We start from the raw sequence: 17,980 nt of genomic DNA on the forward strand, positions 1-17,980 counted from the left end.
CCCCGCCATCGGCCGTCCGCGCCGGTGGCGGGGACCGATCAGGCGACGACCGCGTTCCGCTGCCGACGCCGCCCGCGACAGAATGGCAAGATCCAACAGCGACCGGGATCGGACAGAACGCGAGGAGTCAGGTGTCCTTCGAACAGTGGAGCGCACGGTGGGAATCAGTACCGCTGTCGGAGGCGGCAGAGCGCTACGACCTCTGCCAAGCCAGCGACAACCGCGTGGAGGATCTGGAAGAACTCTTCGGGGACGAACCGGAGTGCTTCTTCGTTCACCGGGGTGACCTCACCGTGGACGGGCCTTTGTCGACGGGGAACGACCCTGGCCTGGCGGAGGACACCGTTTACGTCATCGACGGCGACCTGACGGTCAACGGGCCGATGCGCTTTCTGAACGCGGACGTCTACACGCCGCTCTACATCACCGGCTCGGTCACCGCACAGCACCTGATGTGCCTGCTGGACAGCCATCTGTTCATCGGCGGCTCGCTCACCGTCGGGGGCCTGCTGATGACCGAGCTCTCCGACGCGGGAATGGTCGTCGTACACGGTGCCGCGTCTGCGGGCGCGTGGCTCGAAACCTGGGACAGAGGCGACGTCACCTTCGTCGGCACCCTCAAGGCCCGTCGGCTGCGTATGCCGAAGGGTGACTACCTCGAACGCTCCGACGCCGATGACGCGGCCGACATCCTGTTGCCCGAGTTCCTGGACGGCGACACCGAAGACGCCGCGGAAAAGCTCTGGAAGGCCGCGCTTGAAGGGCGTCCCCTTCTGCGCCCCTGATCTCCGAACGCCCTCAATCGGCGGACACGCATCGAGCTGGTCTTCACCCCGGGAGAGGCGGAGCCCACACCTTGCTGATGCGGGTACAAGGGATACGGCAGTGCCTCTTCCCGGGCGCGGCTGCCCCGCGAGGCCCTACATCGGCTCATGGCTCCTCATCCGGCCGGGCCCGTCCTGCACGAGTGGTCGCGGGCCGGATTCCGCCCGGCGGGATTCGGCCTGGCTGATCAGGCGCCTGCCCAATCGCTGCGCCGGCAGTTCCACCCACCGCCAGGTGAGCGCGCACAGCCCGAGCAGCACCGCGTACACCGCCACCAGCAGCGTCAGGCGCACCGCCACCGGTACGGCCGACGGGTCCGGCACGAAGAACTCGACGCTCTCCAGCAGCAGCGGGTGCAGCAGGTAGATCGAGTACGACACCAGCCCCAGCCAGGTCAGCCACGGCGGCATCGCGCGGCGGCGCAGTGCCATCGCGGCGGCGAAGGTCAGCCAGGCCGCCACGATCGCCACCTGCAGCCCCGGCTCCGCTCGCGCCGACCACAGCCCTGCCACCGGCACCAGCGCCACCCACGCGAGGTGCCGGTGACCGAACTGGCCGGTCTCGACGCGGTACAGCGTGGTGCCGGCGAACATGGTCGCCAGGATGGACAGCCCCTGCCACGGCCCGGGATAGCTCTGGTTGACCGCCAGCAGCAGCAGGACCGTGCCCGCGACGGCCACGGCCCCCGCCTGCCGTACCCGCCTGCCGCCGCGCAGCATGGCGGCCAGCCCCGCGGCCACCACGACGGTCACCACGACCACGACCGCGAGCATCCGGCCCGCGCCGCCCGCCGACAGCAGCGTCACCGGCAGCAGCCCGGCGCCGAGCACGGCGGTCGCCGCGAACCCGAGCGCGGCCGCCGTGCTGCGCCGGTGCACGCCGAGGGTGAACATCGCCGTCAGCAGGAGGTAGAAGGCCATCTCGTACGACAGCGTCCACAGCACATTGACCAGGTTCGGGACGTACAGCAGGTTCTGCAGCATGCCGGCGTGCGCCAGGGCCAGCGCCACCGGCCGGCTGCCCCACCAGACGTGCAGGTCGTCCCAGCCGGCCGCCACGAGCAGCAGCATGCCGGCCACGCACACGCCGAACAGCGGCCACAACCGGAAGAACCGCGAGATCCAGAAGGCCCGCACGCTCCCCCTGCGCTCCAGCGACGCGGGTACGATGTAGCCGCTGACCAGGAAGAACACCGTCACGCCGTACCAGCCGGGGTCGAAGACGGCCTTGACCGGCGGCCGCGCCTCCGGCCACAGCGGGGCGAGCGCGTGCTCGAAGACCACCACCATCGCGGCGAGCCCGCGTAACGCGTCCAGCCAGGCCAGCCGCCGGGCGGCGGGAGGAGCAGAGAAGAGGCTCTGCGCCTTGATCATCCACCGCCGCACCCTCGACACCACCGGCACCCGCTCCTCCTTGATCGGCTCGATCGCCTGAATCAGCACGCCTGCCCCCACCTGGCCGTCAGCACGATCCCGGCCGCCCGTGGCAGCCGGGACGCGGCCTGCCCCGGGCTGCACAGGGAAGACCGGGGCTCCGGGCTCAGTCGGGCAGGTCGTACCACTGGGGTTGGGGGTGCGGGGTGGGGGCGGGGCCCGCGTCCGCGCCGGGGGTCACGTACAGGTCGACGGAGTCGGAGCTGTGGAAGCGGGTGGACGCCACGATCCAGTCGTCCTTGATCCGGCTTCCCGGCACGGCCTCGTCGAACCACGAGAGGCTGCCGTCGTCCTCGTTCCGTTGCTTCCAGAGCAGCCGGTAGCCGGCCTTCAGCCCGCGCCGGCCCAGCTCGGCCCGTACCTCCGCGACCGTCTTTCCGTGGCTGGTGTAGCCGGACAGGGCCTCCTCGCCCTCCGGGTCGACAGGGCCGTTCTCGACGTACGGCTCGCCCGGCCTGGCGGGACGCCCGACGCCGAACACCACCCGGCCGGGGAAGTCGGCCGGCATCCAGACCTTGGCGCAGAACGCCGACGAGCACGGCGTGATGCCCTGGGTGCCGATGCTGCCGTGCCACTTGAAGCCGTCCGGGACGACGGGCCCGATCAACGTCCCCACCTCGGAGGGCGCCACCGGGACCACCTTGACCGTGACGTTCAGCCCGACCGCCCGGAACGCCTCCTCGAAGCGGCGGCGGTCGGCCGTGGGATCGGTGATGTTCACGCTGAAGTACCCGCCGGTCTTCTCGATGGAGACGGCGGCGTTGGCGTAGCTGGTCACCGGGCCGCCGACCATGCCGGCGCCGACGGCGACGGCCGCCGCCGCGGCCACGGTCGCGAGGCCCAGCGCCAGCCCTCGGCGCACCCTGCGGCGGGGCCGGGCCACGATGACGGGCTCGCGCTCCTCGGACATGATCGCGTGCATGAGGTCCCGAGCCTCCGGCGCGGACGCCTCTCCGGCGAGGTCCTGGTCACGGACGTGGGCGAGATCGGCGAGGTTCACAGCGAGCTCCCTTCCAGGGCGACGGCGCGAGGGTGGTCGAAGCCGGCCTTCGCCAGGTCCCGGGCGAAACGCCGGCGGGCGCGGTAGAGCCTGATCCGTACCGCGTTGCGGGAGACGCCGAGCACGCGGGCGATCTGCCCATGGTCCAGCGCCTCCCAGGCGACCAAGGAGAGCAGCTCCCGGTCATCGTCGGACAGGCCGCGGAAGACCTGTCCCATCTGCGACATCTCGTCCTCCGGCGAGCGGGCCAGCGCCGGGGAGGCGGCGAGCCGCTCCCGAAGGGCCGCCGTGCGCTGCTCATGGCGTTCTTCGCCGCGCCGGTGGTTGGCGAGCACCCGCCGCGCCACGCCGTACAGCCACAGCCGCGCCTCGTCCCCCTCGGGCAGCTCCTCGATGCGCCGCCACGCTGTGGTGAACGTCTCGGCCACCACGTCGGCCGCGTCCTCGGGGTGCCCGCAGCGGCGCAGGACGTACCCGAGTATGGGTTCGTAGGCGGATTCGTAGATCTCCACGAACCGGCTACGGGGATCGGCTCCCATCCGGTCTCCTTGTCTGGATCATCTGTCACATAAATCCATGTCCGGAACTTTGGCGGCATTTCCCTGCGGGTCGCGGGGCGGGAATCGAGAACCTCGAACAGGAGCTCACCGGCTCTCGCGCCGCATCAACGCCGCCTACTTCGCGCTCCAGACCGGCGACTTCCAGACCGCGCGGGAGATCGCCCGCGCCGCCGCCGACGAATGCCGGGCGGCCGGCGAGGTCAGCAAGCTCGCGGTGCTCCAGGCGAGCGACCGCGCAGGGAGCGGAACAAGAAAGGCCCTGCAGACCTTCCAGCGCCTTGAGGCCCGCCCGTGGGCCGAGCGTGCCCGCGGCGGGCCGGACGAACAAGGAGATCGGCGCGCAGCTCTTCCTCAGCCCCGAAGACCGTCAGCCACCACCTGTACGGAGCCTTCCCCAAGCTCAACGTGACCAGCCGGGCCCAGCTCGCCGGCCTCGACCTGACCTGACGCGAAGCCCGGAACCCTTCAGGCGGCACGGTGACCGGGCCCGCGGGCTACAACTGGCGGCGGATCGCGTCGATCGTCGTCTCCGGCGAGGTGTTGAAACAGAACCGGATCCCCGGCGCCGCGGCGGCCAGCACGTTGATCAGCCGTTCGAAGAGCAGGGTGTGCTCGGGAATCGTCCGCACGCCGGCTCCGATCATGGCCACGCCGAAGGAGGGCCCGGCCTCCAGACAGTCGCGAAGAGTCCTCTCCGCCGCTTCCGGGTCGGCTTCGACGAGACAGGGCGTCACGTCGAGCCCCGCCTCGCGCAGGGCCGCGTCGCCCTGCGCGATCCGGGCCGTGAGCGCCTGCTCGTCGAGGCCGGGCAGCGTGGTGTAGTCGATCGCGCTCGGGTGCAGGCCGATGGAGATGATTGCGGTCATGTCTTCTCCTACCAGGGAATCGGGCCGTTGCCGCCGAAGAAGCCGCCGGTCGGCCCGTCCGGCTCCAGGGTGGCCAGGCGGACGACGACCTCGGCTGCTTCGGCCACCGTGTGGAGGCCCGTGTGATGGTTCATGTCGGTGGCCGGGTTGCCCGGGTCCGCGGCGTTGATCCTGAACGTGGGCAGCGCCCGGGCGTACTGGGAGACGATCATATTGAGCGCGGTCTTGGACGAGGCATAGTCCAGGGCCAGGAAGCCGTGTTCAGGGCGGGCGGGGTCGGCGGCGTTGGCCAGGGAGGCCAGAGCGCTGGAGACCATGACGACGCGGGCGTGCTCCGACCGGCGGAGCAGGGGCAGGAACGCATGTGTCACCCGTACCGGGCCGAACACGTTGGCCTCGTACACCGGCCGCAGCGTGCCGGCGTGCATGTCGGCCGGATCCATGAGCGGGCCGCCGACACCCGCGTTGTTGACCAGGACGTCCAGGTGGTCCGTCTGCTCGGACACCCTCTTCACGGCGGTCGCGGCGGAGTCGTCGGAGGTGACGTCCAGCTCGACGAACGCGACGTCGAGCCCCTGGGCCGCCAGCGAGTCCGCGGCCCGCCTGCCCCGTTCCGGGTCCCGGGCGGTCAGGAACACGCGCCAGCCAAGGCTCGACAACTGGCGTACGGTCTCCAGTCCCAGCCCCTTGTTCGCCCCGGTGACCAGGGCCATCGTTCTCAGGTCTGCGGTCATGGCCTCCATCATGGGGACGGCCCCCGCGGCCTGCCAGGACGGGTGTGGCCTGGGACCGGCCGTACCACCCGTTCGAGCCGGACGATGCGGCAGGATCGAGGCATGAACCGCGCCGAACTCGCCGAAGTGCTCCGTACGGCTCGATCGCGCCTGCGTCCGCAGGACGTCGGGCTGCCGGCGGGGCCCCGCCGTCAGGTCAGGGGGCTGCGCCGGGAGGAGGTGGCCCTGCTGGCGGGCCTGAGTGTCGACTACGTCGTACGCCTGGAGCAGGGCCGCGGTCCCCGTCCGTCGAGTCAGGTCATCGCCGCGCTGGCCCAGGCGCTGAGGCTCGACGACGACGACCGCGACCTCGTGTTCCGGCTGGCCGGTCACGAGCCGCCCCGAAACGGGAGCATCCAGATGGTCGTACGGCGGAGCGTTCTGCGCCTGCTGGACCGCATGTCGGACCTGCCCGTGCTGGTGCTGTCGGCCAAGGGCGACGTGCTGGCCTGGAACCCGCTGGCGGCGGCGCTGCAGGGCGACATGTCCGCCTGGCCCCGCCATCGGCGCAACCTCATCTGGCAGCGCTTCCTCGGCAGCAGCCGCTGCCAGGTCGCCCTGAACGCGGGCGAGGACGACGCCGCGGCCCGCGCCTCGGTCGGCACCCTGCGCGCCGCGCAGGCCCGCTATCCTCGCGACCCGGACCTCGTCCGGTTGATCGCTGAGCTCCGTAGCGGGAGCCCACGCTTCGACGAACTGTGGCAGGAGGGTCGCTCCGCCGCCTGGCGCGCCGCGACCAAGAGCATCAGCCATCCGGCGCTCGGCACCGTCACGCTCGACTGCGACACCCTGCTCCTTCCTGACGACAACCAGACGGTGCTGGTGTACTCCGCCGAGCCGGGCTCCTCCGAGGCGGCGGCGCTCGACCTCCTGCGCGTGACCGGGCTGCAACAGGTCTGAGCGCTGCGGCATGCGTGGCGCGGGTTCACGCCGCCGGCGTCCATGACGGGCCGCTCATGGCGGCGGTCAGCGCGACGCGCAGCCGTTCGTACGTGGGGGCCAGCCGGCGCAGGCCGGAGGCGAGCTCCGTGTCGTCGCCCGACACGAGCGGACCTTGCAGGCCGCCGACGATGCGGGCCTGCTCCGTGGCGATGGCCGCGCCCGCGTCGAGGCGGAGGGACGACAGGCAGGCCGCCAGGTCGTTGAGGCGGCGGGCGCCCACCCGCACCGCGAACGCCTGCCACAGCGCCCTGATCTCGGGATCCAGCCCTTCCTCCACCAGTTCGGCCGTGCGCTCGGCGGCCTCGGCCAGCCCCAGCGTGCCGGGCGGGACCTCCACGTCCGTACGCCCGGCCAGCCAGGCCAGCCCGGCGGGCAGCGAGCGCCGCAGCGCCTCCCGCGGGCCGACCTGCTCGCGCCGGGTGAACCGGCGCCGCATCCGGAACGGCCGCTCCAGGTAGGGGATCAGCTCTCCGCGCCAGGCTGCGGCGAAGGCGCCGACCGGCAGGGTGGCGTACGGGTAGCCCTGGGGGTCGTGCACGAGCACGGTGTCGCGGCCCACTTCCAGCACCACCACGTAATGGTCGGCGCCGACCGCCTCGCCCGACCCTGGCTGGTACGCCAGCAGACCGAGCTCAAGCGGCCCGGCCACCACCGGCCCGTCCTGGCAGGCCCGGCGCAGCCGGTCGAGCGCCGCCGCCGCCGTCCCGCCGTCCGCGCGTTCGCACTCCCAGCCGAGCAGGCCGATGGCGGCGTCGATCCCGATCTCGGGGTCCCAGCCGAACGCGTCGAACAGCGGCAACCGGCCGCCGATGAGCTGCATCCCGTACGGGGAGCCTGTCAGGACCTCGATCACGGCCGGCGGCGGCGCCTCGCCGCCCAGGACCATCGCGAGGGAGTTGGCGTAGCAGTACGGCCCGGAGCCGACATAGGTGACGGACATGGTCGGCACCTTGCCGCCTGACACGGTGTCATGGTCAAGCCCGTCGTCCTCACGGCTCCAGGCGGGAGAGGTCGAGCCGGGCCAGCCGGTCGGGGTCGGACAGGATGTCGATCGTGGCGATCCTGCCGTCGGAGATGGTGAAGCTCATGACGGAGATCAGCTCGTCGTCGATGGTGTTGACCAGGCCGGCGAGGCCGTTGACGAGTGCCGGGCGGGTGGTGGCGCTCGTGGCCATGCGCTGGAAGGTGGCGAGCTGTCCCGCCACGGCCGCGACACCGCCCAGGACCTTCAGACCGCCGGCGAGCATCCCGCCGTCGGCGCGCAGCAGCACGCCGGGGTCGAGAACGGACACCAGCGCGGCCAGGTCGCCGCCGCGCGCGGCGGCCAGGAACGCGTCCACGACGCGGCGCTGATCGGCCAGGTCGGGGTCGGGGTTCGGGGTCGCGCCGCGGACCCGCAGGCGGGCCCGGCTGGCGAGCTTCTTGGCCGCCACGGGGGTGCGGTCCACGATGGGCGCGATCTGCTCGAACGGCAGGCCGAACATGTCGTGGAGCACGAACGCCAGCCGTTCGGCCGGGGTCAGGGACTCCAGCACGACCAGCAGCGCCAGGCCCACCGAATCCGCCAGCAGCACTTCCTGCTCCGGGTCGGCGGCATCGCCAAGGCTGACCACCGGGTCGGGCAGACGCTCCTCCAGCGACTCCTCCCGCCGGGACTTACGGGCCCGCAGCATGTCCAGGCACACCCGGCCGACCACGGTGGTCAGCCAGCCGCCGAGGTTGTCGATGTCGCCCGCGTCCGAACGCGCCAGCCGCAGCCATGCCTCCTGGACGGCGTCCTCGGCCTCGGTCAGCGAGCCGAGCATGCGGTAGGCGACCGCCTTCAGGTGGGGGCGGTGCCCCTGGAACTCGTCGGCCAGGAAGTCATGGGGCGTCACGGTCGCAGTCCTCTCAGCTCAAGCCAGGTCAGAACGCTGACGCGTCAACCCGGCGAAAGGTGACCGCGAACGCATCCGGTCACCTTTCCCCCCGGCCGTCCGTCAGGCCGGCGACCGACACCCCTTCAGGAAAGGTTGCCGACGATGAGCAGGACGGATGTCCACGGAACGGTCGCGGACGGCTTCGAGCCGGTGCGCGAGGCGTTCGCCGAGGTGGCCGCCGAGCAGGGCGGCCAGGCGGGCGCGCAACTGACGGCCTACGCGCACGGCCGGCGGGTGGTCGACCTGTGGGCCGGGGACGAGGTGAGCGGGGACACGCTGACCGGCGTCTACTCCTCCACCAAGGGCGCCGCGACGCTGGTGGCGGCCCTGCTGGTCCAGGAGGGGGCGCTCGCCCTCGACGAGCCGGTGGCCCGGCACTGGCCGGAGTTCGCCGCCGCCGGCAAGGACCGGATCACGCTGCGGGACGTGCTGACCCACCGCTCGGGCGTGATCGGCGTCGACGGCGGGCTGTCGGCGGCCGAGCTGGCCGACGACGCGGTGATCGCGCGCCGCCTGGCCGGGCAGCGGCCGTACTGGAAGCCGGGCTCGGCCTACGGCTACGGCGGGTTCGTCTCGTTCGCCATGGTGAACGAGGTGATCCGGCGGGTGACCGGCCGGTCGCTGCAGCAGGTGTACGACGAGCGCATCCGGACCCCGTACGGGCTGGACCTCTACCTCGGGCTGCCCGAGGACCAGGAGCGCCGGTTCCGGCCGATCCAGCGGTGGACGGCCACCCCCGAGCAGGAGGCGGCGTTCTGGGAGAACGTGCCCGGCCCGCAGAGCATTCTCGGCATCGGCTACGGGCTCAACAGCACGCCGCCGCTGGACCAGGTGGCCTTCGCCAACACCCGGGCCGTCCGCGCCAGCGGCCCGGCGTCGGCCGGCGGCGTGGGCAGCGCGCGCGGCCTGGCCGGTCTGTACGCGGCGGCCGTCTGGGGCGTCGGCGGACGTCCCCCGCTGCTCAGGCCGGACACGGTCGGCGAGTTCTCCATGCTGCACTCCACCGGCGGCGACCTGGTCCGCGGCGACCAGGGCAACTACGCGCTCGGGTTCCAGGCCAAGGGCCTGCGGTACGGGTTCCTCGGCGCGAACGCCTTCGGCCACGACGGCTCGGCGGGCTCGGAGTCCTTCGCCGACCCGGCCAGCGGCATCGCCTTCGGCTACGCGCGGCGCCGCTTCGGCTTCGGCTGGTCCTACCCCGAACACGACCGGCTGGCCGCCGCCGTCCACCGCGCCGCCACCGTCTGAGGACCTCGCATGAGCACGCACACCGCGCCCCGTCCTGAGAGAACCGGCCTCGCCCTCCTGGTGATCGCCGCCGGGCGACCGCTGATGGTGATGACGGCACCATCGTGACCGTGGGCCTGCCCGTCGGCGGCGCGCCTCGCTGATCTCCGTCGCCTCCCCGTCACTTCCGGCCCGCGGGATCCGTCATAGCGGCGGAACACCGTTGCATCAGAAAGGAACCCCATCACCATGACCAGCACCGAGCAGCAGCACCGCCGGTCGCGCCTGTCCAACCCCGCTGTGCTCGTCCCCGAGCTGAAGGACATCGGCGGCGCCCTGTTCAGAGCGACCGGGAACGGCTCCGTACCGGAGGCCACCATCAGCCTGCTCCAGTTGCGCGCCGGGCAGATCGTCGGCAACACGTACCTGACGGTCCTGCACACCGGCAACCTCCGCAAGGGCGGGGAGGCCGAGGAGCGCATCACCGCCGTGGCGTCCTGGCAGGACGCCCCCTGCTTCACCGACGCCGAGCGCGTCGCGCTCGCCCTGGTGGAGGCCGTGCTCACCGCGAATGCGGGCGGCGAGCGCGTCTCCGACGAGCTGTACGAGCGGGCGCGCGAGCACTACGACGAGAAGGCGCTCGCCACGCTCGTCATGGCGATCGGCCAGGTCTGCTTCTTCATCCCCCTGGCCCTCATCGGCAAGCCGCTGCCCGGCGTGTCGCCGACGGAGCAGTGGAGCCGGTAGCCGGCCCAGCGAACCGCGGGGTCTGCGGCCCGGCCGGTCGCCTACCGTCCGAGCATCACCAGGTCGGCGTCCTCCAGGTACTCGGGGTCGGCGAGCAGGTCAACGTGGGTGATCCTGCCGTCGGCGATGGTGAAGGCGAAGACGACCCGTGGCCGTCCACCAGGCGCCCACACCAGACCCGGTGCGCCGTCGATGAGCGCGAGCTCGGCGGCCCGGGCCCGGCCGGCGAAGGTCTCGGCCACGCCGTCCGCCCCTCGTACCAGCCTCGACGCGCCGGAGAGCACGGCGGTGCGGTCCGCGCTGATCTCCACGTCGGGGTCGAGCAGCGCGAGCAGGGCCGCGAAGTCCCCGGCGCGTGACGCGGCCTGGAAGGCCGCGACGATCTCCCGCTGCCTGGCGGAGTCGGTTGCGGCTTCCGGGGTCGCCGGATGCTGCACGCGCCGGCGGGCGCGGCTGGCCAGTTGCCGGGCCGCGGCGGGCGTCCGGTTCACGATCGTCGCGATCTCGCCGAACGGCACGGCGAACATGTCGTGCAGGACGAACGCGATCCGTTCCGCGGGCGTGAGCGTGTCGAGCACCACCAGCAGGGCCAGGCCGACCGAATCGGCGACGACCGCCTCGTGCTCGGGGTCGTCCGCCTCGCGAAGGCCGGCCGTCGGGGCCGGTCCGGAGGCGGGCAGCGGCTCCTCGCGGCGCGTCCTGCGATCGCGCAGCATGCTCAGCGCCACCCGTGCGACGATCGTGGTGAGCCAGCCCGGCACGTTCCGCACGTCCTCCGCGCCGGCGCGGCTGAGCCGTAGCCAGGCCTCCTGCAGCGCGTCGTCGGCCTCGCTCGCCGAGCCGAGCAGCCGGTGGGCCACCGCCCACAGGTGGTCGCGATGCTGCTGGAACCAACCGGCCAGCAGGTCCTTCTCCTCCATGACGCCGTCCCTCTCGTGCTGTCTGTACCGGATGACGCAGACAACCGCGGAAACGTGACAGGCGGCGCGCTGTCACAACCTCCCCTCGCCGCGAGTCATCAGGGCGGAAGTCCAGTCGATGAAGCGGAGAGACACATGCAGACACGGATGAAGAACCCCGCCGTCGTCCTGCCGACGGCGATGGCGCCCATCCAGGAGCTCTTCAGGGCCGCCCGCACGGGCGGCGTGCCGGAGAGCACCCTGGGGCTGGTGCACCTGCGCGCCAGCCAGATCAACGGCTGCGGACCGTGCGTGGAGTCGGGCGTGCGTGCCGCCAGGAAGCTCGGCGAGAGCGACGAGCGGACGGGGTCGGTCGTCGCCTGGCGGGAGACGCCGTACTTCACCGACGCCGAGCGCGCCGCGCTGGCCCTCACCGAGGCCGCCACCCGGCTCGCCGACCGCAGCGACCCGGTCCCCGACGACGTGTGGGACGAGGCGGCCCGGCACTACGACGAGGCGGGGCTGGCCGCGATCATCCTGATGGCCGCGGTGACGAACCTGTCGAACCGGCTCAACGTCACCACCCGGCAGCTCGCCGGCCAGAAGTGGGGCTGAGCCGCATGACGAACACGACGGAGTGCTCATGACCACGCGCACCTGGCCGGCCACGATCCTCTACTGGTATCTGGCCGTGTCCTTCTTCATCGGTTTCGCCACCAAGTTCTGGCCCGGGCCGACCTTCTTCGGTCCGGCCTACGCGGAGAAGTTCGTCGACTGGGGCTGGCCGCCGTGGATGCGGTTCGTGGTCGGCGGCCTGGAGCTCGTCTTCGGGCTGGCGATGCTCGTCCCCCGGCGGCGGGTCAGGTTCATCGGCGCCGCGGGGCTGGTGTTCGTGCTGGTCGGCGCGGTGACGACCCACCTCATCGATGTCGCCCCCTTGTACGAGGAGGTGTCGGCGCCGCTGCATCTGGTCATCATGATCGGCGTGGCGCTGGCGAACTGGCCGGCGGACTGGCGGGACCTTCTCCGTCCCTTCGGCGACCGTGGCGTCCGCGCGGCGCCGAGCACGTCGGCCGGCCGGGCTTCGGCCGTCCGGCAGGAACAACCGGCAGGGCCGTGATCCAGTACGTGATCACGGCCCTGCCGGGCACAACGGTGTGGCCCGGACCTCCGCCTGTCCTTCGGCGGAGGCCCGGGCCACGGCGCCGACCTCAGCCGGTCACCGGTACGGCGCGTGCGTCATGAGGGCTGGAGGTCGACGACGACCTCGTAGACGCCGGGCCGCGCGGTGATGTGCAGGCCGGGATCATTGAGCAGCCGCTGGGCGCTCTCCTGCCATTCGGGCCTGCTCAGCGCCTCCTCCAGCCGCCTCCCGCTCTCCCAGTGGGCCACGTTGACGAACCGCAGCTCGGCGTCGTCGATCAACGACCGGTGCAGCCGGGCGCGGACGAATCCCGGCTGCCTGGCCATGATCTCGGCGTTCTCCATCCACAGCGGCAGGAACGTCTCCGCCTCCTCCACCGGTACGGTGAAGGCGTTGATCATGGTGATGGGCTCGTCGACCGGCGTCTCGGTGCGGGTGATCGGAACTTCATTCATGATTTCTCCCTTGTGGTCGGTGCCGAGAGGATCAGTCGGCCATGCCGAGGACCTGTTCGACCGTTTCCGGCCGGTCGAGCACCGCGAGCATGGCGTGGGCCACGTCCGCGCGTGAGACGTACCGGCCGCCCCGCACGTTCTGTCCGACCGCCGTCCGGTAGGCGCCGGTCACCGGCTTGTCGGTCAGCTGCACCGGCCTGAGCACCGTCCAGTCCAGGCCGCTGTCGCGTACGTCGTCCTCCATGACGGCCAGATCCAGGTACTGCGGGCGGAGCGCGGCCTTGACGATCGGATACACCACGTAACGCAGGAACGGACCGTCGCCGGGGTCGTGCCGGGGCGGGTTGGGGCGTCCGGGCGAGGGCGTGGTGCCCACCGGGGCGGCGCTCACCACGATCAGCCGGCGGGTCCCGGCGGCGCGCATCGCCGCGATGATCGCCTTGGTGCCCCTGGAGGCCACCCCCGCCGCGGCGTTGTTCGGCGGGCCGAGCGCCGACAGCACGGCGTCGGCTCCTTCGACGGCGGGCAGCAGGGTCGCGACGTCGGCCGCGGCCATGTCGGCGGCGCGCACGACGCGGACCGGCTTCCCGTCCAGCCTGGCCGGGTCGCGTACGACGGCCGTGACGTCGTACCCCTGGGCCAGAGCCTGGTCGAGCACCTGCCGGCCGACGCCACCGCTGGCGCCGAAGACAGTGAGTTTCATGGACGAATCCCTTCGGGTTCGTTGAAAGGGGGTTGCCCGGGCAGGCGATCCCGGCTCATGGGCGGCGGCCGACGCGAAGGCCCCGAAGACGCCCAGATCGCCGACATGTACGGACACCCCTTGCTTGCCTTTCGTCTTCACCTGGACGACGGCGCGGGCACGGCGAAGGTGACGACTCTCGCCAGAGACGCTCCGCGAGGTCGGCGGCCGAGCCCGTCCCGTCGCCTCCATGACTCGCCGCACGGCGCGAACGTGACAAGCGGCGGCTGTCACCTCTTTCGATCCCCCGGAGTCAGGTTCATGACCAGCGGACGGCCGCGCACGGGCATCGGCCTGGATATTTCGGTCCGAAGTGCGAAGTTGGACGACGTTCCCGCGCTCGTCGAGCTACGCATGGCGAACGCGGAACATCACGTCGGGCTGGGCCCTTCCGTCCATCGCCGACCGGACGGCGACGTGGTGCGCGGCCACTTCGAGAGCCGTCTGCGCGCCGGGCAGGATGACCTGCTGCTCGTGGCCGAGGTCGATGGCGAGGCGGCGGGCATGGCGGAGGTCGTCCTGCGGCCGGCGGCTCCCGACCATCAGATCCTGATCCCGCGCCGCACCGCGGAGGTCCACACCGTGGTCCTCGACCGTCATCGCGGTCAGGGCGTCGGCCGGGCCCTGCTGGCCGCGGCTGAGCGGAGCGTCCGGGGGCGCTCAGTGAGGGGGTGCTCCACCGATCGGTTGATCTGCTCCACCGTCTGAACGATCGCCCGGATCCACCGCCCACCCGGCGGATCGGGCGATCCGCGCGGGGCGCCTCCGTTGCGACGCTGGATCCCGTCGGCGAGCGGCACGGACGGAGGCGGTCGAGATGCGCAATGTGGTGTGGCTGGTCAGAGGGTACGTCGCGGTCAGCGTGCTGACGGTGGTGACGATGGTCGTGTTCAGGAACGACGGGACGATGGTCACCGACTCGGTGTGGATCCGCGGCACGCTCGTCGCCGTCGCCTCGCTGGTCACGTTGTTCTTCGCAGCACGGGCGGCCAGGGGCGAGCGGAAGATGCTGCTGCGGCTGCGGATCGTCACCTCGATCATGCTGGTCGCGATCGTGGTGATCATCGCTTTGCCCGGTCTGTTCCCGCTCTGGTTCAAGCTGGAGCAGGGCGTCTGCGGCCTGCTCCTGCTGCCCGTGGTCGTCCAGCTCAACCGGCGACCGGCGGACCGGCGGTGAGCACGCCGGCGGAGCGGCCCGGCGGCTAGATTGTCCTGGGAGCAGGTGAGCATGGACAGTTGGCGGATGGCCGCGCCGGCGGGCTGGGAGCAACGGCTCCGGCCCATGGTCACCGTGGTCCCGTACGTGCTGCTGGCCGTCATGGCCGCCCTGACGATCGTCGTCAAGCACGACCGGCCGGGCTCGCTCGCCCTCGACCTCGCGCTCTGCGCGGCGGCCGCGGTGTGGAAGCTGGCGCTCTTCACCCTGCACCCGGAGTGGCGCGGCCGGGTCGGCGTGATGAGCGTGTTCGTCGCGGGCCTGATCCTGTTCGGGCTGGTCATGGTCGTCCGCGATCCGTGGTTCGGCGTCTACACGCCCGCGCTGTACTTCTACGCCTTCCGGATCATCGGCTGGCCGCGTGAGCTGTACTTCATCGCGGGCGTCGCGGTGGTGGCGGGCACGGCGCAGTCGGCCGGCCTGGAGTTCGGCACCTGGACGGGCCTGCTGGAGTACCTGGGCGTCCTGGTCGTCAACGTCGTGCCGATGTGCCTGATGGCCTGGCTGAGCGAGGTCGGCGCACGGTACTACGCGGCGCGGGAGACGGCCCTGCGCGAGAGCAGGGAGGCCAACACCCGGCTGGCCGCGGCCCTGGCCGAGAACGCGGCGCTGCAGGAACGGCTGGTCGAGCAGGCTCATGAGACCGGCGTCCTGGACGAGCGAGCCCGGATGGCCCGGGAGATCCACGACATCCTGGCCCAGGGCCTGACCGGCATCGTCACCCAGTTGCAGGCGGCCGAGCAGGCGGCCGGCGACCCGGCCGCATGGCGCCGGCACCACGCGGCGGCGACCGCGCTGGCCCGGGAGAGCCTCACCGAGGCGCGGCGCTCGGTGAACGAGCTGCGCCCTGAGCCCCTGGAGACCGGCCGCCTGGCCGACGCCCTCACCGACGTGGCGGCCAGGTGGTCGGCCCGCCACGACCTCCCGGTCCAGGTGGCCGTCACCGGCGAGCCCCGGACGTTGCCCCCGGAGGCCGAGGTCGCCCTGTTACGGGTCGCCCAGGAGGTGCTGGCCAACGTCGCCAAGCACGCGCGCACCGCGACCCGCGTCGGCCTCACCCTCACCTACATGGACCGGCAGGTGGTTCTCGACGTCCGCGACGACGGTCCCGGCTTCGACCCGGACGTGCGCGCCGGCCACGGCGGCGGCTTCGGGCTGGTGGCGATGCGGCAGCGGATCGAGGCGCTGTCGGGCGCGTTGCACATCGAATCGGAGCCGGGCGGCGGGACCGGGATCTCGGCCAGCCTGCCCGCGGACACGCCGGAGGCAGGCACATGACTGACGCCATCAAGCTGCTGGTCGCCGACGACCACCCGGTGGTCCGCGACGGGCTGGGCAGCATGTTCGCCCGCGATCCGGAGTTCACCGTGGTGGGCGAGGCGTCGGACGGTGCCGAGGCGGTCCGGCTGGCCGAGGCCCTGGCACCGGACGTCATCCTGATGGACCTGCGGATGGCGGGCATGGACGGCGTCACCGCGATTCGCGAGCTGGCCAGGCGCGGCGTGCCGGCCCGGGTGCTGGTGCTGACGACGTACGACACCGACAGCCACGTGCTGCCCGCGATCGAGGCGGGCGCCACCGGTTACCTGCTCAAGGACGCGCCGCGCGAGGAGCTCGTCCGTGCCGTGCGCTCGGCCGCGCGCGGCGAGGTCGTGCTCTCGCCGTCGGTGGCCGCCCGCCTGGTGAGCCGGCTCCGCACCCCGGGCCCTTCGGCCGGGCCGTTGAGCCGGCGGGAGCTGGAGGTGCTACGGCTGGTCGCGGCCGGCCTCAGCAACCGCAGGGCCGCCGCCCGGTTGTTCATCACCGAGGCCACGGTCAAGACGCACCTGCTCAACATCTACGCGAAGCTCGACGTCAACGACCGCGCGTCGGCGGTGGCGGAGGCGTACAACCGCGGCCTGCTGGGAGCGCCCGAGCGCCCGTAGTGCCCGCCGACCGGCCCGTTCCCGCGCACCCGACCGGCGGGTGCCGGGCCGGTACGGCGGCCGTCACGGGAGCCAGGTCTCGTGCAGGTGCAACCACGTGGCGGCCTGGAGGACCACCGTGGACTGCCGGGTCCGATCCGGCTGGACCTCCTGGTAGGTGGCCACCGCGAGGGCACCGCCGGAGGCGACGATCCGTACGTGGCGGATCTCGACGGTCAGCCCCGGCGCCCCGCCGTGGAGCGCCTCGACCTCGGCGAGGACCTGCTCGCGGGAGAGCGTCCGGCCGTCCGGGGTGATGAGCGTGAAGCCGGGGGCGTGGGCGTCGGCGAAGCGGGCGAACTCCTCCGGCGCGGCGGCGCCGGTCAGCCAGCGTTCGATGACCTCGTGGTGGCGGACGATCTCCGCCTCGACGTCGTTCACCGGGCTGCCCAGGGCTGGGCGGCGATCCAGGCGCGCAGCGGCGTCAGCCGGAGGCCCAGCAGCTCGGCCGCCGCGGGGTCGGGCGCGAACAGGTCGCGGTCGGCGGCGGCCCAGCGGTAGGTGGCCGCCACGACGGCGGCCGTCGAAGCGCCCAGCGCCTTCGCCAGGCCCGGCTCGAACTCGGCCGGATCCTGCGCGGCGTACCGGGCGCCGAACGCGGCCGCCAGCTCGTCGCCGGTCACCACGTCGGGCCCGCCGAGCCTCAGCACGGCTCCCTCCAGACCGTCGCGCACGAGCGAGGCGTGCGTGGCGGCGGCCAGGTCGTCGTGCGAGAGCCAGGGCACCGGCAGGTCGGCGGGCAGCGGATACCGCAGCACGCCCTCGGCAGCCAGCGGGCCCGTCACCCACGGCGCGGCCAGGTTGTCCAGGTAGACCGGCGGGCACAGCACCACGAGCGGCAGGCCGGCCGACCGCAGCGTCCGCACCGCCCACCGGCGCGTCTCGAAGGCCGCCACCTGCGTGGCGGCCTCGGGCAGCCGGTTGGCGGTGTTGAACACCAGCCGCCGCACCCCGGCCGCCAGCGCGGCGTCGCGCACATGCCGGACGTGGGCGGCCACCGTGTCCGGCTCGTAGACCATGGGCAACGTCACCGAGGCGTGCGTCACCCCGGCGAAGGCCGCCTTCACCGCCTCGGCGTCGCCGAGGTCGCCGGCGACCGGCTCCACTCCACGCGGCACTCGGCCGCTCCTGGTCAGACCGCGTACCGGGTGTCCCTCGGCGACGAGCCGCCGTGCGACCGCGCCGCCCTGGGCGCCTGCCGCGCCGATCACGAGAAAGGTCATGCCGGACAGCCTCCACCAGATCGGCGATACGCTCGATAAAGCGAA

Annotated in this window: 22 protein-coding genes; 10 read left to right on the forward strand and 12 right to left on the reverse strand. The window is 72.4% G+C overall.

Annotation, left to right across the window (positions count from 1 at the left end; translation table 11 throughout):
• Window positions 1-131 precede the first annotated feature (131 nt).
• Window positions 132-785 carry a hypothetical protein gene (locus tag ACIBST_RS04070; RefSeq protein ID WP_397168916.1) on the forward strand — a complete coding sequence of 218 codons (654 nt, stop codon included), beginning with the start codon at window positions 132-134 and terminating at the stop codon, window positions 783-785.
• 135 nt (window positions 786-920) lie between these two features.
• Here the strand turns inward: ACIBST_RS04070 and ACIBST_RS04075 are convergent, their stop codons facing one another.
• From ACIBST_RS04075 to ACIBST_RS04095, 5 genes are all read right to left on the reverse strand, one after another.
• Window positions 921-2,267, reverse strand: a complete 1,347-nt coding sequence (locus tag ACIBST_RS04075) for an acyltransferase family protein (protein WP_397168917.1) — start codon at window positions 2,265-2,267, stop codon at window positions 921-923.
• Window positions 2,268-2,364: 97 nt separating this feature from the next.
• Window positions 2,365-3,258, reverse strand: coding sequence for a hypothetical protein (locus ACIBST_RS04080; protein WP_397168918.1), 894 nt, complete (start codon window positions 3,256-3,258; stop codon window positions 2,365-2,367).
• A complete protein-coding gene (locus ACIBST_RS04085) occupies window positions 3,255-3,797 on the reverse strand; it encodes an RNA polymerase sigma factor (RefSeq protein WP_397168920.1) in 543 nt (180 codons plus the stop codon). The genes ACIBST_RS04080 and ACIBST_RS04085 overlap by 4 nt, the downstream gene beginning before the upstream one ends.
• Before the next feature lie 515 nt (window positions 3,798-4,312).
• On the reverse strand, window positions 4,313-4,684 hold the full coding sequence (locus tag ACIBST_RS04090; protein ID WP_397168921.1) for a hypothetical protein: 372 nt from the start codon (window positions 4,682-4,684) through the stop codon (window positions 4,313-4,315).
• Between the two features lie 8 nt (window positions 4,685-4,692).
• Window positions 4,693-5,418, reverse strand: a complete 726-nt coding sequence (locus ACIBST_RS04095) for an SDR family oxidoreductase (protein WP_397168923.1) — start codon at window positions 5,416-5,418, stop codon at window positions 4,693-4,695.
• 102 nt (window positions 5,419-5,520) lie between these two features.
• Between ACIBST_RS04095 and ACIBST_RS04100 the strand changes: the two genes are divergently transcribed.
• Window positions 5,521-6,357, forward strand: a complete 837-nt coding sequence (locus ACIBST_RS04100) for a helix-turn-helix domain-containing protein (protein ID WP_397168925.1) — start codon at window positions 5,521-5,523, stop codon at window positions 6,355-6,357.
• 25 nt (window positions 6,358-6,382) lie between these two features.
• Here the strand turns inward: ACIBST_RS04100 and ACIBST_RS04105 are convergent, their stop codons facing one another.
• Window positions 6,383-7,339 carry a hypothetical protein gene (locus ACIBST_RS04105; protein WP_397168926.1) on the reverse strand — a complete coding sequence of 319 codons (957 nt, stop codon included), beginning with the start codon at window positions 7,337-7,339 and terminating at the stop codon, window positions 6,383-6,385.
• Window positions 7,340-7,388: 49 nt separating this feature from the next.
• On the reverse strand, window positions 7,389-8,276 hold the full coding sequence (gene sigJ / locus ACIBST_RS04110; RefSeq protein ID WP_397168928.1) for an RNA polymerase sigma factor SigJ: 888 nt from the start codon (window positions 8,274-8,276) through the stop codon (window positions 7,389-7,391).
• Between the two features lie 144 nt (window positions 8,277-8,420).
• Here sigJ and ACIBST_RS04115 point away from each other — a divergent pair, with 144 nt between their 5' ends.
• Together ACIBST_RS04115 and ACIBST_RS04120 are read left to right on the forward strand one after the other, a co-directional pair.
• Window positions 8,421-9,566, forward strand: a complete 1,146-nt coding sequence (locus ACIBST_RS04115) for a serine hydrolase domain-containing protein (RefSeq protein WP_397168930.1) — start codon at window positions 8,421-8,423, stop codon at window positions 9,564-9,566.
• Between the two features lie 228 nt (window positions 9,567-9,794).
• Window positions 9,795-10,292: a carboxymuconolactone decarboxylase family protein gene (locus ACIBST_RS04120; RefSeq protein ID WP_397168931.1), complete on the forward strand. Its 498-nt coding sequence runs from the start codon at window positions 9,795-9,797 to the stop codon at window positions 10,290-10,292.
• A gap of 41 nt (window positions 10,293-10,333) precedes the next feature.
• Here the strand turns inward: ACIBST_RS04120 and ACIBST_RS04125 are convergent, their stop codons facing one another.
• Window positions 10,334-11,212: a sigma-70 family RNA polymerase sigma factor gene (locus ACIBST_RS04125; RefSeq protein WP_397168933.1), complete on the reverse strand. Its 879-nt coding sequence runs from the start codon at window positions 11,210-11,212 to the stop codon at window positions 10,334-10,336.
• A gap of 135 nt (window positions 11,213-11,347) precedes the next feature.
• Here ACIBST_RS04125 and ACIBST_RS04130 point away from each other — a divergent pair, with 135 nt between their 5' ends.
• Both ACIBST_RS04130 and ACIBST_RS04135 read left to right on the forward strand, forming a co-directional pair.
• Window positions 11,348-11,806, forward strand: coding sequence for a carboxymuconolactone decarboxylase family protein (locus ACIBST_RS04130; RefSeq protein WP_397168935.1), 459 nt, complete (start codon window positions 11,348-11,350; stop codon window positions 11,804-11,806).
• A 28-nt stretch (window positions 11,807-11,834) separates the two neighbouring features.
• Entirely contained in the window at window positions 11,835-12,311 is a 477-nt protein-coding gene (locus ACIBST_RS04135; RefSeq protein ID WP_397168937.1) for a DoxX family protein, read from the forward strand.
• Window positions 12,312-12,430: 119 nt separating this feature from the next.
• On the opposite strand, the gene ACIBST_RS04140 is transcribed toward ACIBST_RS04135, so the two are convergent.
• Both ACIBST_RS04140 and ACIBST_RS04145 read right to left on the reverse strand, forming a co-directional pair.
• Complete coding sequence (locus ACIBST_RS04140; RefSeq protein ID WP_397168938.1) at window positions 12,431-12,790, reverse strand: antibiotic biosynthesis monooxygenase family protein; 360 nt, start codon at window positions 12,788-12,790, stop codon at window positions 12,431-12,433.
• Between the two features lie 31 nt (window positions 12,791-12,821).
• Window positions 12,822-13,493 carry an NAD(P)-dependent oxidoreductase gene (locus ACIBST_RS04145; protein WP_397168939.1) on the reverse strand — a complete coding sequence of 224 codons (672 nt, stop codon included), beginning with the start codon at window positions 13,491-13,493 and terminating at the stop codon, window positions 12,822-12,824.
• A 300-nt stretch (window positions 13,494-13,793) separates the two neighbouring features.
• Here ACIBST_RS04145 and ACIBST_RS04150 point away from each other — a divergent pair, with 300 nt between their 5' ends.
• From ACIBST_RS04150 to ACIBST_RS04165, 4 genes are all read left to right on the forward strand, one after another.
• Window positions 13,794-14,240, forward strand: coding sequence for a GNAT family N-acetyltransferase (locus ACIBST_RS04150; protein WP_397168941.1), 447 nt, complete (start codon window positions 13,794-13,796; stop codon window positions 14,238-14,240).
• 109 nt (window positions 14,241-14,349) lie between these two features.
• On the forward strand, window positions 14,350-14,709 hold the full coding sequence (locus tag ACIBST_RS04155) for a hypothetical protein (RefSeq protein WP_397168943.1): 360 nt from the start codon (window positions 14,350-14,352) through the stop codon (window positions 14,707-14,709).
• Window positions 14,710-14,760: 51 nt separating this feature from the next.
• Window positions 14,761-16,026: a sensor histidine kinase gene (locus ACIBST_RS04160; RefSeq protein WP_397168944.1), complete on the forward strand. Its 1,266-nt coding sequence runs from the start codon at window positions 14,761-14,763 to the stop codon at window positions 16,024-16,026.
• Entirely contained in the window at window positions 16,023-16,673 is a 651-nt protein-coding gene (locus ACIBST_RS04165; RefSeq protein ID WP_397168946.1) for a response regulator, read from the forward strand. The genes ACIBST_RS04160 and ACIBST_RS04165 overlap by 4 nt, the downstream gene beginning before the upstream one ends.
• 63 nt (window positions 16,674-16,736) lie before the next feature.
• Here the strand turns inward: ACIBST_RS04165 and ACIBST_RS04170 are convergent, their stop codons facing one another.
• Both ACIBST_RS04170 and ACIBST_RS04175 read right to left on the reverse strand, forming a co-directional pair.
• Window positions 16,737-17,093 (reverse strand): DUF4440 domain-containing protein, encoded by a 357-nt coding sequence (locus tag ACIBST_RS04170; RefSeq protein ID WP_397168948.1) that lies wholly within the window; start codon window positions 17,091-17,093, stop codon window positions 16,737-16,739.
• Window positions 17,090-17,935, reverse strand: coding sequence for an SDR family oxidoreductase (locus ACIBST_RS04175; RefSeq protein ID WP_397168950.1), 846 nt, complete (start codon window positions 17,933-17,935; stop codon window positions 17,090-17,092). Before ACIBST_RS04175 ends, ACIBST_RS04170 begins: the two co-directional genes overlap by 4 nt.
• Between the last annotated feature and the right edge of the window lie 45 nt (window positions 17,936-17,980).

It is taken from the genome of Nonomuraea sp. NPDC049684, assembly GCF_044465345.1.
Lineage (GTDB): Bacteria > Actinomycetota > Actinomycetes > Streptosporangiales > Streptosporangiaceae > Nonomuraea.

What these genes read in the sequence shown, in the direction of transcription:
- ACIBST_RS04100 (WP_397168925.1), top strand. Translation starts at nt 5,521, where the DNA reads ATGAACCGCGCCGAACTCGCCGAAGTGCTCCGTACGGCTCGATCGCGC.
- ACIBST_RS04140 (WP_397168938.1), bottom strand. Translation starts at nt 12,790, where the DNA reads ATGAATGAAGTTCCGATCACCCGCACCGAGACGCCGGTCGACGAGCCC.
- ACIBST_RS04090 (WP_397168921.1), bottom strand. Translation starts at nt 4,684, where the DNA reads ATGACCGCAATCATCTCCATCGGCCTGCACCCGAGCGCGATCGACTAC.
- ACIBST_RS04115 (WP_397168930.1), top strand. Translation starts at nt 8,421, where the DNA reads ATGAGCAGGACGGATGTCCACGGAACGGTCGCGGACGGCTTCGAGCCG.
- ACIBST_RS04120 (WP_397168931.1), top strand. Translation starts at nt 9,795, where the DNA reads ATGACCAGCACCGAGCAGCAGCACCGCCGGTCGCGCCTGTCCAACCCC.
- ACIBST_RS04125 (WP_397168933.1), bottom strand. Translation starts at nt 11,212, where the DNA reads ATGGAGGAGAAGGACCTGCTGGCCGGTTGGTTCCAGCAGCATCGCGAC.
- ACIBST_RS04145 (WP_397168939.1), bottom strand. Translation starts at nt 13,493, where the DNA reads ATGAAACTCACTGTCTTCGGCGCCAGCGGTGGCGTCGGCCGGCAGGTG.
- ACIBST_RS04150 (WP_397168941.1), top strand. Translation starts at nt 13,794, where the DNA reads ATGACCAGCGGACGGCCGCGCACGGGCATCGGCCTGGATATTTCGGTC.
- ACIBST_RS04095 (WP_397168923.1), bottom strand. Translation starts at nt 5,418, where the DNA reads ATGACCGCAGACCTGAGAACGATGGCCCTGGTCACCGGGGCGAACAAG.
- ACIBST_RS04160 (WP_397168944.1), top strand. Translation starts at nt 14,761, where the DNA reads ATGGACAGTTGGCGGATGGCCGCGCCGGCGGGCTGGGAGCAACGGCTC.
- ACIBST_RS04085 (WP_397168920.1), bottom strand. Translation starts at nt 3,797, where the DNA reads ATGGGAGCCGATCCCCGTAGCCGGTTCGTGGAGATCTACGAATCCGCC.
- ACIBST_RS04155 (WP_397168943.1), top strand. Translation starts at nt 14,350, where the DNA reads ATGCGCAATGTGGTGTGGCTGGTCAGAGGGTACGTCGCGGTCAGCGTG.
- ACIBST_RS04175 (WP_397168950.1), bottom strand. Translation starts at nt 17,935, where the DNA reads ATGACCTTTCTCGTGATCGGCGCGGCAGGCGCCCAGGGCGGCGCGGTC.
- ACIBST_RS04105 (WP_397168926.1), bottom strand. Translation starts at nt 7,339, where the DNA reads ATGTCCGTCACCTATGTCGGCTCCGGGCCGTACTGCTACGCCAACTCC.
- ACIBST_RS04135 (WP_397168937.1), top strand. Translation starts at nt 11,835, where the DNA reads ATGACCACGCGCACCTGGCCGGCCACGATCCTCTACTGGTATCTGGCC.
- ACIBST_RS04130 (WP_397168935.1), top strand. Translation starts at nt 11,348, where the DNA reads ATGCAGACACGGATGAAGAACCCCGCCGTCGTCCTGCCGACGGCGATG.
- ACIBST_RS04165 (WP_397168946.1), top strand. Translation starts at nt 16,023, where the DNA reads ATGACTGACGCCATCAAGCTGCTGGTCGCCGACGACCACCCGGTGGTC.